This window comes from Streptomyces sp. LUP47B, assembly GCF_001746295.1.
GTDB lineage: Bacteria > Actinomycetota > Actinomycetes > Streptomycetales > Streptomycetaceae > Streptomyces.
This window is the reverse complement of record NZ_MJAH01000013.1, coordinates 188,885-204,506: the sequence shown is the minus strand read 5'-3', so window position 1 is coordinate 204,506 and position 15,622 is coordinate 188,885. Positions and strand designations below refer to the sequence as shown.

14 protein-coding genes and 1 riboswitch are annotated in these 15,622 nt (G+C 70.1%); all 14 genes read right to left on the bottom strand.

Annotated elements, in window-relative coordinates; genetic code table 11:
* Positions 1-101: 101 nt before the first annotated feature.
* Positions 102-1,400 (bottom strand): cyclopropane-fatty-acyl-phospholipid synthase family protein, encoded by a 1,299-nt coding sequence (locus BFN33_RS33930; protein WP_069764104.1) that lies wholly within the window; start codon positions 1,398-1,400, stop codon positions 102-104.
* Between the two features lie 203 nt (positions 1,401-1,603).
* Positions 1,604-2,980: an NAD(P)/FAD-dependent oxidoreductase gene (locus tag BFN33_RS33925; protein ID WP_069764010.1), complete on the bottom strand. Its 1,377-nt coding sequence runs from the start codon at positions 2,978-2,980 to the stop codon at positions 1,604-1,606.
* Between the two features lie 433 nt (positions 2,981-3,413).
* Positions 3,414-4,355, bottom strand: coding sequence for a Ppx/GppA phosphatase family protein (locus tag BFN33_RS33920; protein WP_069764009.1), 942 nt, complete (start codon positions 4,353-4,355; stop codon positions 3,414-3,416).
* Positions 4,352-4,882 carry a DUF501 domain-containing protein gene (locus tag BFN33_RS33915; protein WP_069764008.1) on the bottom strand — a complete coding sequence of 177 codons (531 nt, stop codon included), beginning with the start codon at positions 4,880-4,882 and terminating at the stop codon, positions 4,352-4,354. Before BFN33_RS33915 ends, BFN33_RS33920 begins: the two co-directional genes overlap by 4 nt.
* A 30-nt stretch (positions 4,883-4,912) precedes the next feature.
* Positions 4,913-5,389 carry a septum formation initiator family protein gene (locus tag BFN33_RS33910; protein WP_069764007.1) on the bottom strand — a complete coding sequence of 159 codons (477 nt, stop codon included), beginning with the start codon at positions 5,387-5,389 and terminating at the stop codon, positions 4,913-4,915.
* A 101-nt stretch (positions 5,390-5,490) separates the two neighbouring features.
* Positions 5,491-6,777, bottom strand: a complete 1,287-nt coding sequence (gene eno / locus BFN33_RS33905; RefSeq protein WP_069764006.1) for a phosphopyruvate hydratase — start codon at positions 6,775-6,777, stop codon at positions 5,491-5,493.
* Positions 6,778-7,071: 294 nt separating this feature from the next.
* Complete coding sequence (locus tag BFN33_RS33900; protein ID WP_062044027.1) at positions 7,072-7,752, bottom strand: transglycosylase family protein; 681 nt, start codon at positions 7,750-7,752, stop codon at positions 7,072-7,074.
* Positions 7,753-7,755: 3 nt separating this feature from the next.
* A riboswitch (cyclic di-AMP (ydaO/yuaA leader) is annotated at positions 7,756-7,923 on the bottom strand.
* Positions 7,924-8,128: 205 nt separating this feature from the next.
* Positions 8,129-9,109 (bottom strand): transglycosylase family protein, encoded by a 981-nt coding sequence (locus tag BFN33_RS33895; RefSeq protein WP_069764005.1) that lies wholly within the window; start codon positions 9,107-9,109, stop codon positions 8,129-8,131.
* 192 nt (positions 9,110-9,301) lie between these two features.
* A complete protein-coding gene (locus BFN33_RS33890; protein ID WP_370743338.1) occupies positions 9,302-10,621 on the bottom strand; it encodes a cytochrome P450 in 1,320 nt (439 codons plus the stop codon).
* Positions 10,618-11,643, bottom strand: a complete 1,026-nt coding sequence (locus tag BFN33_RS33885; protein WP_069764004.1) for a nucleoside triphosphate pyrophosphohydrolase — start codon at positions 11,641-11,643, stop codon at positions 10,618-10,620. The genes BFN33_RS33890 and BFN33_RS33885 overlap by 4 nt, the downstream gene beginning before the upstream one ends.
* Positions 11,644-11,752: 109 nt before the next feature.
* Positions 11,753-12,400 carry a SurA N-terminal domain-containing protein gene (locus tag BFN33_RS33880; protein WP_069764003.1) on the bottom strand — a complete coding sequence of 216 codons (648 nt, stop codon included), beginning with the start codon at positions 12,398-12,400 and terminating at the stop codon, positions 11,753-11,755.
* A 145-nt stretch (positions 12,401-12,545) separates the two neighbouring features.
* Positions 12,546-13,373, bottom strand: a complete 828-nt coding sequence (locus BFN33_RS33875; RefSeq protein WP_069764002.1) for a glycoside hydrolase domain-containing protein — start codon at positions 13,371-13,373, stop codon at positions 12,546-12,548.
* An 86-nt stretch (positions 13,374-13,459) separates the two neighbouring features.
* Positions 13,460-14,953 carry a serine/threonine-protein kinase gene (locus BFN33_RS33870; RefSeq protein WP_256122928.1) on the bottom strand — a complete coding sequence of 498 codons (1,494 nt, stop codon included), beginning with the start codon at positions 14,951-14,953 and terminating at the stop codon, positions 13,460-13,462.
* A 38-nt stretch (positions 14,954-14,991) separates the two neighbouring features.
* Positions 14,992-15,570 (bottom strand): hypothetical protein, encoded by a 579-nt coding sequence (locus BFN33_RS33865; RefSeq protein ID WP_069764000.1) that lies wholly within the window; start codon positions 15,568-15,570, stop codon positions 14,992-14,994.
* Positions 15,571-15,622 lie beyond the last annotated feature (52 nt).

Genomic DNA, 15,622 nt, shown 5'->3' with positions numbered 1-15,622 from the left:
TGGGGGCCCGCTGCCCGGCAACGGGACCCTCGTTCCTGCCCTGCGGGGCCGCCGCCCGCGGTGCCGCCACGGCGGACGGCGACATCCGGCGGCCCCGGGAGTCAGTTCCAGGTGCGGGACCTCAGCGGCAGGCCGGACGTGCCGGATTCGGTGGCTCTGACGGCGAGTACCTGGTTGACGCCGATGCGGTTGCGTTCGAAGGCGAGGGCGCACGCGGCCATGTACAGCCGCCACACGCGGGCCCGCCCGGGCCCGGCGAGCCGGACCGCGCGCTCCCACTGCGCCTCCAGGTTGGTGACCCAGCGGCGCAAGGTGTGGGCGTAGTGCTCGCGGATCGACTCCACGTCCCGCACCTCGAAACCGGCCCGCTCCAGCATGGTCACGGTCGTGCCGAGGGGGGCGAGTTCGCCGTCGGGGAAGACGTAGGCGTCGATGAACTCGTTGAGGTCGTACGCCGATTCGTCGCGCTGCGGGCGCCGGGCGATCTGGTGGTTGAGAAGCCGCCCCCCGGGCTTCAGGAGCTTCAGCAGGACCTCGGCGTACTCCAAGTACCGTTCCGCGCCGACGTGTTCGGCCATGCCGATGGAGGAGACGGCGTCGTACGGCCCGTCGGCGACGTCCCGGTAGTCCTGCACCCGGATCTCGACCCGGTCGGTGAGCCCCTCGTCGGCGACGCGCTTGCGGGCGTAGGCCGCCTGCTCCTGGGACAGGGTGATGCCGACGACGCTCACGCCGTACTCGCGGGCGGCGTGGATGGCCATGGAACCCCACCCGCAGCCCACGTCGAGGAGCCTCTGCCCGGCTCCCAGACCGAGCTTGCGGCAGACGAGGTCGAGCTTGTCGCGCTGGGCGCCCTCCAGGGTCCCCCCGGGTTCGGGAGCCTCCCAGTAGGCGCACGAGTACACCATCGACGGTCCGAGGACGATCTCGTAGAAGCCGTTGCCGACGTCGTAGTGGTGGCTGATGGCCCGCTTGTCGCTGCGCCTGGTGTGCAGATGGCCGCGGGCCCGGCGGATCTCCTCGGGCGGCGGGGCGGGCGGCAGCGGCGGTCCGGCAAGGGCGACGAGCCCGCGGACGGCGGAGCGCACCTCGGGGTCACGCAGGGCCTCGAAGAGGGTCCTGGCGTCCTCCCCGCGCTCCCACACGAGCCCCGAGATCAGGTCGAGAGCGGTGTAGAGGTCGCCGTCGATGTCCAGGTCTCCCGTGACCCAGGCGCGGGCCAGCCCCAGCTCACCCGGCTTGAACAGCAGCCGGCGCACGGCACGCCGGTTGCGCACGACCAGCGCCGGCGCTTCGGGCGGCCCGGCCTCCGAACCGTCCCAGGCGCGGATCCGCACCGGGAGCGGCACCCCCAGCAACTGTCCGACGAGGTTCCTGAGCCGCAGCGCGGCATCTGCCATGGCGTACACCTCCGTGACGAGGATCCCGGAATTGTCCACCTTGGTAAACAGCGGCATGCCGGGGAGCAGTCCCTTCGGCGGGTTACGTCTGGGCAAAACACATGCAACGACCACGTACACCCGGTCGCTGCGGGAACGCCGAAGGACCTCCCGCACCACGGATGGCGGGAGGTCCTTCGGAGTGGATCAGCGACCGGAGCCGGTCAGGAGGCCTTCGCCTCGGTCTTCTTCGGCTCGGCGGCGGGCACGGGCCTCGCGGCCTCGTAGAACTCCTCGCGCGGGTGCTCCATCGCGCCGAGGGAGACGACCTCGCGCTTGAGGAACATGCCGAGGGTCCAGTCGGCGAAGACGCGGACCTTGCGGTTCCAGGTCGGCATGGCCAGACCGTGGTAGCCGCGGTGCATGTACCAGGCGAGCCGGCCCTTGACCTTGATCTTCATCTTGCCCATGACGATCATGGCGACGCCCTTGTGCAGGCCGAGACCCGCGACAGCACCCTTGTTGGAGTGGCTGTAGTCCTTCTGCGGGAAGCCCCGCATCCCGGAGATCACGTTGTCGCCGAGGACCCGCGCCTGCCGCAGCGCGTGCTGGGCGTTCGGCGGGCACCAGGCGTTCTCGACCCCGGCCTTGCGGGCGGCGACGTCCGGGACCTGGGCGTTGTCGCCCGCGGCCCAGATGTAGTCGGTGCCCTGGACCTGAAGGGTCGGGGCGGTGTCCACGTGACCGCGCGGGCCCAGCGGGAGGCCGTAGCGGGAAAGGACCGGGTTCGGCTTGACACCGGCGGTCCACACGATGGTGCTGGAGTCGACCTCGAGGCCGTTCTTGAGCACCACGTGGCCGTCGACGCAGGAGTCCATCGAGGTGGAGAGGTAGATCTCCACGCCCCGGCTCTCCAGGTGCTCCTTGCCGTACAGGCCGAGCTTGGGGCCGACCTCGGGGAGGATCTTGTCGGCGGCGTCGACGAGGATGAACCGCATGTCCTCGCGCGAGACGTTGGTGTAGTACTTGGCCGCGTCGCGGGCCATGTCCTCGACCTCACCGATGGTCTCCGCGCCGGCGAAGCCACCGCCGATGAAGACGAAGGTGAGCGCCTTGCGGCGGATCTCCTCGTCGGTCGTGGAGTCGGCCTTGTCGAGCTGCTCAAGCACGTGGTTGCGCAGGCCGATGGCCTCCTCGATGCCCTTCATACCGATGCCCTGCTCGGCGAGGCCGGGGATCGGGAAGGTGCGGGAGACCGCGCCGAGCGCGATCACCAGGTAGTCGAAGGGCAGCTCGTACGCCTCGCCGACCAGCGGGGCGATCGTGGCGACCTTGCGGTCCTGGTCGATGGTGGTGACCCGGCCGGTGAGAACCTCCGCCTTGGGCAGCACGCGTCGCAACGGAACGACGACGTGGCGCGGGGAGATGTTGCCGGCGGCGGTTTCGGGGAGGAAGGGCTGGTAGGTCATGTACGACCGGGGGTCGACGACCGTGACGGTCGCCTCGCCGTAGCGCATCTTCTTGAGAATGCGCCGAGCTGCGTACAGGCCTACGTACCCACCGCCTACTACGAGGATCCTGGGACGCTCCGTGGTGCTCATGCCATCGAGTATCCACCCGCCCCAGGGGGGTCGCTCGTGCGCCCCTTCACAAGCTTCCCCGGGGGGTGTGCTATCCTCCGCGACTCGCGTGATCCAGGTCATGGCGCGGGAGGGGAACCACCGTGTAGGGCGGCCCGTTGTCAATGCCGCGTGAGCTGCCCCTCTGCTCCGAAATCCCTCCCGTGAGAGACCCGCGCGACGCCCTCGCACGACCCTCACCCGAGGTCCGCATCCCACCCTTTTGAACATGTTCACACGGGTGTTGGGGCCCCGGAAGGGTCAACCGGACCAGATTCGTCGTCCGACAGGGCCCAATTCCTTGTGAAGAACTTCACGAACTTTCTGGCCGACACGTCAAAGGGGGGCCCCGAAGGGCCCCCCGGACGCGCTCATACGTTGTTCTCCCTGCTCAGCAGAGGTGCTCGGCAGGGTCCTACGCGACCGACCACGCGATGCCGTCGAGGATGTCGTGCTCGCTCACGACGACCTCCTCGGCGCCGATCCGCTCCATGATCGACAGGAGTACGAGGGCCCCCGCGGCGATGACGTCCACGCGCCCGGGGTGCATGGAGGGGACGGCCGCGCGCTCGGCGTGGGTGGAGTGCAGCAGCCAGTCGGTGATCTCACGGACGCGGTCGCGGGAGGCCCGGGAGTGGTGGATGGCCTGCGAGTCGTACTCGGGCAGCTCCTGCGCGATCGCCGACACGGTAGTGACGGACCCGGCGAGCCCCACCAGCGTGCGCGCCTCGCGCAGCGGGACGGTCTCCTCGGCCAGGTCGAGAGCGGCCTCGATGTCTGCCCGCATGGCGGCGATCTGCGCGTCGGTGGGCGGGTCGCTGACGACCCCGTCCCGCACGAGGTGCCGCTCGGTCATCCGCACACAGCCCACGTCCACGGAACGTGCGGCGCGCACATGGTCGTCGCCCACCACGAACTCCGTCGAACCGCCGCCGATGTCCACCACGAGATAGGGCCTGGCCAGGTGGTCGCTGCCCTTGAGTTCCTTGGTCGCCCCCGTGAAGGAGAACTCCGCCTCCTGGTCCCCGGAGATGACCTCGGGCTCGACCCCGAGGATGTCGAGGACCCCGCGCACGAACTCGTCCCGGTTCTCCGCGTCCCGGGAGGCGGAGGTGGCGACGAACCGCAGCCGCTCGGCCCCGTACTCCTTGATGACCGCCGCGTACTCCCGGCACGCGGCGAAGGTCCGCTCCAGCGCCTCGGGGGCGAGCCGCCCCGTCCGGTCGACGCCCTGCCCGAGCCGCACGATGGTCATACGACGGTCCAGGTCGACCAGTTCGCCGGTCTCGGGGTCACAGTCGGCGACGAGGAGCCGGATCGAGTTCGTACCGCAGTCGACGGCGGCGACGCGGGTCACTGGGCATCCTCCTCGGTGAGGGACACGCACGCACCCTTGCGCCACCACTCCGGCAGCATCGCGATCGCCTCGTCGCCCAGCGGGTTGACGCCCGGGCCGGCGGCCAGCGAGTGGCCCACCAGGACGTGCAGGCACTTCACGCGGTCCGGCATGCCGCCCGCGCTCGGGAAGCCCTCCAGCACCTCGATGGCGTCACGGCGGGCGATGTAGTCCTCGTGCGCGGCCCGGTACGCCGCGGCGAGCTCCGGGTCGGTCTGGAGCCGCTCCGTCATCTCCTTCATGACGCCGTTCGCCTCCAGCGTGCCGATCGCCGAGGCGGCGCGCGGGCACGTCAGGTAATACGTCGTCGGGAAGGGCGTGCCGTCGGGGAGGCGGGGGGCCGTCTCCACCACGTCCGGCTGACCGCAGGGGCAGCGGTGCGCGATCGCGCGCAGCCCGCGGGGCGGCCGGCCGAGCTGCTGCTTGAAGGCCTCGACATCCGCGTCGGTGGGCTCGGTGCGCGGGGTGGAGGGCGGGGGCGTTTCCATGCCTGTCTTTCTATCGGTCCATCGGTCGGTTCACTGGTCGGAGGCGTCGGACTTGTCGACCCCGTCCCAGACGTTCGCGTACCAGGGGCGGTCCGCGGCGCCGAGGTCGGTGCGCGACTGCCTGGCCGCGTCCGGGTCGACCACGACGAAGCCCGTCTCGCCCGGCATCACATAGTGCAGCCGCTGCCGGATCTGCTGCTCGGCGTACGTGTCGTCCTGCCAGCGTGCCTTGAGATCGCGCAGCCTCTCCACCCGCTCGGCGGCCCGCGCCTTCTCCCGCTGCAGATCGGCGATCTCGGCGCGCTGGGAGACGTACTGCCTTATCGGGTACGCCAGCGCCACCACCAGCGTGCACAGCACGAGCGCGAGCAGCGCGGCCCGGCCGGTCAGCCGGGAGCGGCGGGCCTGTCGCTTGGTCTGGGAGCGGTAGACACGGGCCGCGGTCTGCTCGCCGAGCAGTCTGATCCTGGTCGCGGTGGAGAAACGGTCCCGGTCCTTCACGGCCATCGGCTTTCCGCCTCCCCTTCTACGTACGTACGTCCCCGCACACGGTACGGGACCGGTACGGGGACGTACGTACGACTGGCGAAGGCTTAGCCCTGTACGGGTCAGCCCCTGAAGCGGGGGAACGCGCTACGGCCGGCGTACACCGCCGCGTCGTCGAGGATCTCCTCGATGCGCAGGAGCTGGTTGTACTTGGCGACGCGCTCGGAGCGGGCCGGAGCACCGGTCTTGATCTGGCCGCAGTTGGTGGCGACGGCGAGGTCGGCGATGGTGACGTCCTCGGTCTCGCCGGAGCGGTGCGACATCATGCACTTGAAGCCGCTGCGCTGGGCGAGCTCGACGGCGTCCAGCGTCTCGGTGAGCGAGCCGATCTGGTTCACCTTGACGAGCAGGGCGTTGGCGGCGCCGTCCTCGATGCCGCGGGCCAGACGCTCCGGGTTGGTGACGAACAGGTCGTCGCCGACGATCTGGACCTTGTCACCGAGCTTGTCGGTGAGGACCTTCCAGCCGGCCCAGTCGTCCTCGAACAGCGGGTCCTCGATGGAGACGAGCGGGTAGGCCGCCACGAGCTCCTCGTAGTACTCCGTCATCTCGGCGGCGGAGCGCTCCTTGCCCTCGAACTGGTACTTGCCGTCCTTGTAGAACTCGGAGGCGGCGACGTCGAGCGCCAGGGCGACCTGCTCGCCGGGGATGTAACCGGCTTCCTTGATGGCCTCGAGGATGAGGTCCAGGGCGGCGCGGTTGGACTCCAGGTTCGGCGCGAAGCCGCCCTCGTCACCGAGACCGGTGGACAGGCCCTTGCTCTTCAGGACCTTCTTGAGGGTGTGGTAGACCTCGGTGCCCCAGCGCAGCGCCTCGGAGAAGGACTCCGCGCCGATCGGGGCGATCATGAACTCCTGGATGTCCACGTTGGAGTCGGCGTGCGAGCCGCCGTTCAGGATGTTCATCATCGGCACCGGCAGCAGGTGCGCGTTCGGGCCGCCCAGGTAGCGGAACAGCGGCAGGTCGCTGGCCTCGGAGGCGGCGTGGGCGACGGCGAGGGAGACGCCGAGGATGGCGTTGGCGCCGAGCGAGCCCTTGTTGTCGGTGGCGTCCAGGTCGAACATGGCCTGGTCGATCAGGCGCTGCTCGGTGGCGTCGTAGCCGACCAGCTCCGGGCCGATCTGCTCGATGACGGCCAGGACGGCCTTCTCGACACCCTTGCCGTGGTAGCGGTTCGGGTCACCGTCGCGGAGCTCGATGGCCTCGAAGGCACCCGTGGAGGCGCCGGACGGGACGGCGGCACGACCCGTGCTGCCGTCGTCGAGGCCGACCTCGACCTCGACCGTGGGGTTGCCTCGGGAGTCCAGGATTTCCCGGGCTACGACGACGTCGATGGACGGCACGAGCATCTCCTTCTTGGGGTGTGACACGGTCCGCCGGGACCGCGGTGGGTTCTGCGAGACCGAGCCTAACCGCCTCCGGGGGATCGGCCACCGTGTGGACCGCCCCGTGGACAGAACCGAGAGTAAATTGTTTCTGAACTGAACAAAGACGCCCCGGTGGCGGCGCATGAAAAAACCCCGCTCCGGTGCGTACGGGGGAACACGCACCGGAGCGGGGAGCCCGCGGGGACGGGGGGGGACCCTCACGAGGCCTTCATCATGAAGGACACGGCTGTGAGGTCGCTGTGGTTCAGCTGGGTCCTACTTCAGGTGCAGCTGCTGACCCGGGTAGATGAAGTCGGCGTCGGTGATGATGTCCTTGTTCAGCTTGAACACCTTCTGCCAGCCGCCCTTGACCTTGTGCTTCTCGGCGATCGAGCTGAGGGTGTCACCCTTGACGACCTTGTACTCGCCGTCGCCCTTCTTGACCTTCTTGCCGGTCGGGGTGGTGACGGTCTTCTTGGCCGCCGGACGGTCGGTCGAACGGGAGGCGCTCTGCTCCTCGGTCGAACGGCTGCTCGTGTTCGAGGAGCTGTTGGACGAGGACGAGCTGCTGCCGCCGCTGTAGGTGGCGCTGGACAGACCCGTGCCGCAGACCGGCCAGGCACCCTTGCCCTGCGAGGCGAGGACCTTCTCGGCGACGGCGATCTGCTGGGACTTGCTGGCCTGGTTGGCCTGCGCGGCGTACTGCGTGCCGCCGTACGCGGCCCAGGTGGAGGCCGAGAACTGCAGACCGCCGTAGTAGCCGTTGCCGGTGTTGATGGACCAGTTGCCGCCGGACTCGCACTGGGCGACGGTGTCCCACTCGGAGGCGGTGGCGGCGGAGGCGTTGCCGGCCGCCATCAGCGGGGCGGCGATGGCGACACCGGTGACACCGGCGAGCGCGGCGGCGCGGGTGGCCTTGGACGGACGACGGTGCTTGCCCTTGCCGGAAAACAGCATGGTGGATCCCCTCACCGACGCCTGCGAGGTGAGCTGTCGGGTTCGGGCCGGTTGAGTTGCCCGGTCGCACACCCTGCGGTGCGCGACTTCACCCCAAGCCGGTCCAGCGTGAACTGCTGGGCCCGGCGCTTACCTTGGGTCCCCCGCTCCTGCCTACGGCGCTTGACGCGACGACTGTTCCCGTACGGCCGCTGGCAGGATTCGGCGTTGCGACAGACGGGGCTCGGGTTGCCGAGCGGTCACGACCGTAGACACGCGCCCGGCGGAATTTCAAAGACGATCAGGGCTTCTGAGACTCATCCCACACTTTCACCAAAGTGGACATTCGGTGCGAAGTGTGACGTGAACTCCCGCTGTTTTTCTGGACTTTTACGCCCTATTCAGCCCCTGTGTCGAGCGTCTGACCGGCGACGATGTTGCTCGGGTCGACCCCGATGCGGTCCTTGTTCTCGGCATAGAGGGCGCGCCATCCGCCGTCGAGGCCAAGGGAGTCGGCGATGGAGGCGAGGGAGTCGCCCTCCTGGACGGTGTAGGTGGCGGCGTGACGGCCGGCCGCGGAGGAGGCCGCGCTCTTCGTCGCGTTCTCCTCGGCACTGCCGCCCCGGTGCTTGCCGAAGCCGAGGGCGCCGACGTCCACGAGGGCCGAAGAACTGCCCTCCTGCCACGACTTGTCCGCTTCATCCTCTTCTGGGCTCACCACGGGCGAGCTGTCGGAAGGCTGCGCTCCTTCCGTGGCGGTGCCCTCAGAACCCGAGGAGTTCTTTTTGGCCGACTTGCTGGAGCCGTCGTCGCCACCGGAGGGGGTGGCCGACGGCGAGGGAGTCGCGGACGAACCGTCCAGCGCGCCGAGCAGACCGGAAGACTCCTCGGAGCCCGACGAGTTGGAGGAACCGGACGATCCGGATGAACCGGATGATTCAGACGAGCCGGACGCCGAGGGCGTTGCACTCCCCACGCCCGTGTCGACGTCGGCCGAGCTCGAGTCCTTGCTGAGACCGTTGAGCAGACCGCAGGTCGGCCACGCGGCGATGCCCTGGTCCGCGAGAAGCTTCTCGGCCACGGCTATCTGCTGGTTGCGGCTGGCCAGGTCCGCGGTCTTGGCGTACTCGAGGCCGCCGTACTTCTCCCAGTTCTCCTGGGACATCTGGAGGCCGCCGTAGTAGCCGTTGCCGTCGTTCGCGCTCCAGGAGCTGCCGCTCTCGCACTCCGCGACCTGGTCCCAGGTGGTGCCGGTGGCGGCGCTCGCTCCGGTCGCCCCGAGCAGTGGGATCGCGATGGCGGATCCCGTCACACCGGCCGCAACGAGGAGAGCCGGAGCCTGACGGGGGCGACGGTGACGACCGTTCCCGGAGAGCATGAGGGGACCTTTCCCGAGAGAGCAGGGACCTGCGCGGCGGGTGTTGCAGGGCACCGCGCTGGTCCGTGAACGTATAGGTATTCGATCACTAGTCACAAGTTAATGCCGCGTAGATCACGTGAAGATCACAGACTTGAGGGCGCGTCATGTTTAGGCGGCCCCGTGCGGGGATAGGCCGGACCCTTCGGTCGATTAGCTGACGGGCGTGAACTCCACGGGCAAAGTGCGCAGTCCACGCATGATGAGCCCTCCCCGCCAGCGCAAATCGGTTGAATCCACCCCGAGTTGCAGGTCCGGTAGACGGGTGAGGAGGGTGGCGAGCGCGGTCTGCCCCTCCAGGCGGGCGAGCGGGGCACCGAGGCAGTAGTGGATGCCGTGGCCGTAACCGAGGTGCTGATTGTCACGGCGGGACAGATCGAGCACATCGGGGTCGGCGAACCGCTCGGGATCCCGGTCCGCCGCCGCGAGCACGACGAGCACCGGGTCGCCGGCCGCGATGTCCTGACCGCCGATTCGCAGGGGCTCGGTGGCGAACCGCCAGGTGGCCAGTTCGACCGGGCCGTCGTACCGCAGGAGTTCCTCCACACCGGTCTCCAGGAGGCCTCTTTCCCCTTCGGCCAGGGACTGCTGCAGCCGGTTCCGCTGCTCGGGGTGGGTGAGGAGGGCGTACACGCCGTTCCCGATGAGATTGACGGTGGTCTCGAAGCCGGCGAACAAAAGGATGAAGGCCATTGCCGCGGCCTCGTTCTCGGTGAGGTGCTCGCCGTGGTCGGAGGCGCGGATCAGCCCGGAGATGAGGTCCTCGCCCGGGGCCGGCTCGTCGGGCAGCGCTTCCCGTTTGCGGTGGATGAGCTCGGCGAGATAGCCGCGCATCCTCTTCACGGACCGCGCGACCCCGCCACGCGGGCCGCCGCCATGACGGATCATCATGCCCGCCCAGTCCCGGAAGTCGTCCTGGTCCTCGCGGGGGACGCCGAGCAGGTCACAGATCGCGTAGATGGGGAGCGGGAAGGCGAAGTCGTGGATGAGGTCGGCGGTGCCGGTGGCTGCGAACCCGTCGATGAGACGGTCGGTCAGCTCCTGCACCCGCGGCACGAACTCGGCGACCCTCCTGGGCGTGAACGCCTTGCTGACGAGCCGTCGGAGCCTGGTGTGGTCCGGCGGGTCGATGTTCAGCAGATGCGTCATCAGCTCCGCCTTGCGCTCCCCCGGGATACCGGTCTTGCCCCTGGCGTGCGCGGGCTCGTCGTGGTGCGCCGGGTTCTTGCTGAGCCGCTGGTCGGCGAGGGCCTGCTTGGCATCGGCGTACCGGGTGACCAGCCAGGCCTCCACCCCGCTGGGCAGCCGGGTCCTGTGCACGGGGGCGTGCTCGCGGAGCCAGGCGTAGGCGGGATAGGGGTCGGTGGCGAACTCCCAGGAGAACAACTCGGGGGCGGGAGTCGCGGCGGCGGGGACGGTGGGGGGCGCGGGGGTGTCAGGGCCGGCGGGGGTGGCTGAGGGCTGGTCGGTCACTCCTTGACGTTATCCGGCGGGTGGGGTGCCTCGACCTCCCGGATCGCGTCCCGGTACGCCCGTGCCGCTGCCCGCAGTGCCGTCTCCGGGTCCACTCCCTCCGCCTCAGCGCGCGCGGCCAGCGCCAGCAGTTCGTAGCCGATGCCCTCGCCCCGGGGCAGGGGTACCTCCAGTCCCGCCGTCCGCACCCGCGACGCCAGTTTCGCCGCGAGGGCGAGGCCGGGCTGGCCGAGGGGGATGCCTTCGGTCACCGAACTGCGCTGCTTCTCTATCGCCTTGGTGCGCAGCCAGTGTGCCTTGACCTCCTCGGGGGTGCCGGCCGTCTCGTCGCCGAAGACGTGCGGGTGACGGTGGATGAGCTTGGCGACGATGCCGCCGGCGACGTCGTCGACGGAGAAGGGGGCGTCCGGGTCCTCCTCGGCGATACGGGAGTGGAAGACGACCTGGAGCAGGACGTCCCCGAGCTCCTCGCGCAGTTCGTCGCGGTCGCCCTCCTCGATGGCCTCGACGAGTTCGTACGCCTCCTCGATGCCGTACTTGGCGAGGCCCTCGTGGGTCTGCTGCGAGGACCACGGGCACTCGGCGCGGATCCGGTCCATGACCTGGACGAGGTCGAGGAGGCGGGCACCGGGCAGGTCGTAGGAGGCGGGGAGGAGCTCCAGCTCGGGCATCTGTATGCGTCCGGATCCGGCGAGGCGTGCCAGACCGTCCGTGAGGGCCGGCTCGCCCTCGCCCGTGGCCACGACGACAACCGTGTGTCCGCCCGCGCACGCTCCGACCAGCTCCTCGGCGGTCGGGGACGTCTCGTCGACCGCTGTCCCCGCCTCCCGCAGATACGGCAGCTGGGGGTGGGCTCCGTCCGCGCACAGAACACGGTCGGCGGTGCGCAGGGCCTGCCAGGCGGGCCAGGACAGCAGGCCGGGGGCGACCCGGTGGCTGGTGGTGAGCAGGACGATGCGGCCGGGGGCGGACGCCGTGTCGGGGTCCTGGTCAGGGGCGGGCTCGAAGCCGGTTGCGTTCACAGTTCGAAGCTAACGCACGGCGTCGACGGGGCGATCAGTTTGTCCACAGGTGGGGGGTGGCGGGGTGATCGTAGGATCATCCGTCTGCCGGTGGCCTGCCTCCGTGCCGCTACGCGCTCTGTTCGCTCCCCGCCGTCGTGACCTCCCGGACCCACGGGGTGTTCGCGTCGACGCGGGTGCTCTTGGCGACGTCCCAGGTGCCGTAGCGCGGGTTGAGGTCGACGTCGAGCTGCTTGGACGCCTTGCTCAGGGCGTTCCAGAAGGCGGGGTCGTTGGTGTCGGTGCCGAGCTTTCCGGCGAGTTTCTGGGCCTCCAGCTGGAGGAGGAGGTTCTCGTCGAGGCGTTCGGGGGCGATGCCGTACTGCTGGAGCCACGCCGTCTCCAGGCCCTTGGCGCCGCCCGCCTGCTCCTCCAGGCCGGAGCGCAGCTCCTGGACCTCTCTGCGGTTGACGGACACGCCCGCGTTCTCGGCCGCCCGGTGCAGCACCTGGTCGAGGACCATGCCGTGCAGGACGTCCCGGGTGAGGGTGCCGGTCTTGGCGACGGCCTGCGTGTACTGCGCCTCGTCGGTGACGGCCGCCCGCTGCGCGTCGCGCACCTCGGTCACCCGGTTCTCCAGCTGCGCGACGGTGATCCGCTGCCCGCCGACGACGGCCGCGGCGCCGGGATGCGCGTCGCTTCCGCACGCGGTGAGCAGGGGTGCCGCGGCGGCGAGCGCGGCGGAGAGGACGAGCGCGGTGCGACGACGGCGGTGCAAGGAGGCCTCCCGAGGAGATTGTGCGACGGTGCACAAGGTCTTGCGGTGATCGATGGTAGGCAGGGGACCGGCTCTGGCCAACCCATTCGACCAACGATTCACCAGGACTTCGGGCACCGCCGCGCCACGCGCGCGTGGTGACCGCTCAGCCGGTGATCGCCACCGGGCCGTCCCAGGCGTCCCGGTCCACGGTGATCGTGTAGCCGTTCCGCGTCTCCTTGCTGTTGACCATGTACTGGTGGCCGCGGCTGTGATCGGTGTACTGGGTCTTGCCGAAGGGCCAGTCCGTCGTCGTGGTGTTCTGCTTGTCCCACAGCGCGTACCAGAGGTTGCCCGGCAGATCGGTCTTGTTGGTCGCGTTGGCGATCGCCTTGGCGCTGGAGCTGGTGAAGCCGTAGAAGCCCGCGCGATACGTCTTGGCGCGCAGCGTCTTGTCGAAGGCACGCACATAGGTGAGCACGGCGTCGTTGCACGCCTTGTTCGTGATGTCGTACGCCTCCATGTCCAGGTAGATCGGGCTGCCGACCTTCATGCCGAGCGCGGAGGTCTTGGCCACCGCGTCCGCTCCGTCCTTCGCGCCCAGGGAGGCGGCGGTGGAGGCGGTGAGCTTCTCCGGGTTGGAGCCGCTCTGGCAGGGCGGCTGGGCTCCGACGTAGAGCGGGATGAGCTTCCAGCCGACCGTGCTGACCGACTTGACCCAGGAGGCGGTGAGATTGGGCTGGGAGCAGCCGCGGTTCTTGCCGCCGACGTAGACGGCGGCGGCGCCGTAGAGGCCGCCCTTCCATGCCTTCATCGCGGAGAGGGAGGGGGCGGCGCAGGTGTCGAAGGCGCGGCCGGTGTACGTCTTCTGCGCGGGCCAGGTGGTCGCGGCCATCGAGCTCTGGGCGGCGAGGCCCGCGCCTGCGACCACGGCGGCTCCGGCGACGCCCCACGTGACGTATCTGCGCTTCTTCGACTGCCGATGGCTGGACATGGACGACCCCACCCCTGGATGTGCTGTTGGTTGTGTTGTACATGGTGATTTGGTGAAACGAAGCGTAAGCCAAGCGGCGGCGCCTTCTAACCCCGCACCTGGCCCAGCCACTGGAGCGTGCGGCGGACCTCGACCGCGAGCGGGTGCGCCGGTCCGTGCAAGCGCTCCACGTCGTGCAGCAGACGCGCGAGTGTGTCGTGGGCGGCCGCGCGGTCGCCGAGGGCGAGCAGGAGGTGGCCGATGCGGCGGCGGACGTCGTGGGCGAGTTGGGGGTCGCCGGCCACGTACTGGTTCTCGTAGTACGGCAGCAGGGCGCGGTATTCGGCCAGTGCGGCGGCGGGTTCGCCGAGTTGTTCCAGACACTGGGCGGCGTCGTAGCGGAACCGCAGGGACTGCGGGTCGGCGTGCCCCGCCTCGGTGGAGCGTTCGTCGGCGAGGCGGCGCAGTTCGGGCAGTGCGCGGCGGTACTGGCCGTCGTCCATGAGGGTGGCGGCGTACTGCTTGCGCAGGGTGCGTACGACCGGGGAGTTCACGCCGTGCTGTTCGGCGGCCGCCGGCAGGATGCCGCCGAGGATGTCGACGGCCTGGGTGATGCGGCCCTCGCCGAGGAGCCGCTTGACCTCGTCGACGGCGCGCGCGACGTCCGGTTTCTCGGTCGCCGCAGGGGCCGGCGTGACCGGGGCGGGCTGGGGTGCCGGCGTGCGCGCGCGGTCCGGCCAGGGGGCGTGCGGACGGAGGAAGGGCCGTGTGGGGTCGAGGGGTGCTCCCGTGGGCGTCCCGCGCGCGGGCAGCAGCAGCGCCAGGTCCTCGTACACGTCCTGTGCGGAGGCCGGGCGGTGCTGCGGGTCCTTGGCGAGCAGCCGCAGGACGAGCGCTTCGAGAGCCTCGGGGACTTCGGGTCGGGTGCGGCGCACGGGCAGCGGGGGCTCGTACAGGTGCCGGTGCAGGACGCCGAGTGCGGTGGAACCCGCGAAGGGGACGTCGCCGCTGAGGAGTTCGTGCAGCAGTACGCCGAGTGCGTACAGGTCGGTGTACGGGCCGACCGCGCCGCCCATGGCCTGCTCCGGCGCCATGTAGGCGGGCGAGCCGATCGGTGAACCGGTGTGGGTGAGGCGGGTGGTGTCGGTGTCCATGACGGAGGCGACACCGAGGTCGAGGACGGTGACCGTGCCGTCCTGTTTCACCATCACGTTGCGCGGCTTGAGGTCGCGGTGGACGATCGGCACGGCGTGCACGGCGCTCAGTACGGCGCACAGTTGCGCGGCGACCGCGACCGCCCACTGCCAGGGGTACGGGTCGTGCTCGGCGAGATGGTCGGAGAGGTCCGCGCCGTCGACGTACTGCATGACGAGGAACAGCTCCTCGCCCTCGCTGCCCGCGTCGTGCACGGTGACGAGCCCCGGGTGGTCGACCTGCGCGGTCACCCGGCACTCCCGCACGAACCGGCGGCGCAGTTCGTCGGCCTCCTGCCCGGCCACCTTGTCGGGGCGCAGCAGCTTCACCGCCACGCGCCGGTCGAGCCGCTGGTCGTACGCCGTCCACACCTGGCCCATGCCGCCCTGCCCGATGAGCGTGGACAGTTCATAGCGGCCGGCGACGACACGTCCTGTCGCCACGGTCACCTGCCGCTCTCGGTGCTGCCGCCGTCGTGCTTGCGCAGGTAGTCGCTGAGCTCGTCGAGTTCGGCGCGCACCTGGTCGATGCGGGCGGGCGCGGGGCGCTGCGGGGGCGGGGGCGGTACGACACCAGGGGCGGGGACCGCAGGAGCCGGCGGCTGCGGCTGGTGCGTGGGCGGGTACGGCGGTGTCGGCTGCGGGTAGCCGTAGCCGGTGTGGACGGTCGGGCCCTGGGGCGGCGGGAAGCCGGCGAACCGCCTCTGCTGGTGCACCCGGATGTCCATCACCACGAAGTACACGCTGCTGAAGAGACCGAAGAGCAGGACCAGCGACATGGCGACATCGGTCCGGGGGTCGCTCTCCGGCAGCGAGCCGACCACCGCGAAGCACGCGATGGACAGCGGCAGGCCGGCCCAGGCCAGCACCCAGTCGACCGTCCGGCCGCGCAGGAACGCGATCCGGAACAGCGGTGCGCAGGCGAGCAGGCCGCACGAAAGGAAACCGACGGCGGCGAGCACCACGCGCAGGGTGATGACCGTGCCCGAGTCGCGGGCGGGCGGCGCCGCGCCGTGGCCGTACATGAACGCTCCTGAACCGGGATTCGATGTGGGGTTCGAGCGTATAGGCCGATAC

Bases quoted from the DNA above. Each gene is read 5' to 3' on its own strand.
- BFN33_RS33930 (WP_069764104.1), bottom strand. From the start codon at position 1,400: ATGGCAGATGCCGCGCTGCGGCTCAGGAACCTCGTCGGACAGTTGCTG.
- BFN33_RS33925 (WP_069764010.1), bottom strand. From the start codon at position 2,980: ATGAGCACCACGGAGCGTCCCAGGATCCTCGTAGTAGGCGGTGGGTAC.
- BFN33_RS33915 (WP_069764008.1), bottom strand. From the start codon at position 4,882: ATGGAAACGCCCCCGCCCTCCACCCCGCGCACCGAGCCCACCGACGCG.
- BFN33_RS33910 (WP_069764007.1), bottom strand. From the start codon at position 5,389: ATGGCCGTGAAGGACCGGGACCGTTTCTCCACCGCGACCAGGATCAGA.
- eno (WP_069764006.1), bottom strand. From the start codon at position 6,777: ATGCTCGTGCCGTCCATCGACGTCGTCGTAGCCCGGGAAATCCTGGAC.
- BFN33_RS33900 (WP_062044027.1), bottom strand. From the start codon at position 7,752: ATGCTGTTTTCCGGCAAGGGCAAGCACCGTCGTCCGTCCAAGGCCACC.
- BFN33_RS33895 (WP_069764005.1), bottom strand. From the start codon at position 9,109: ATGCTCTCCGGGAACGGTCGTCACCGTCGCCCCCGTCAGGCTCCGGCT.
- BFN33_RS33875 (WP_069764002.1), bottom strand. From the start codon at position 13,373: ATGTCCAGCCATCGGCAGTCGAAGAAGCGCAGATACGTCACGTGGGGC.
- BFN33_RS33865 (WP_069764000.1), bottom strand. From the start codon at position 15,570: ATGTACGGCCACGGCGCGGCGCCGCCCGCCCGCGACTCGGGCACGGTC.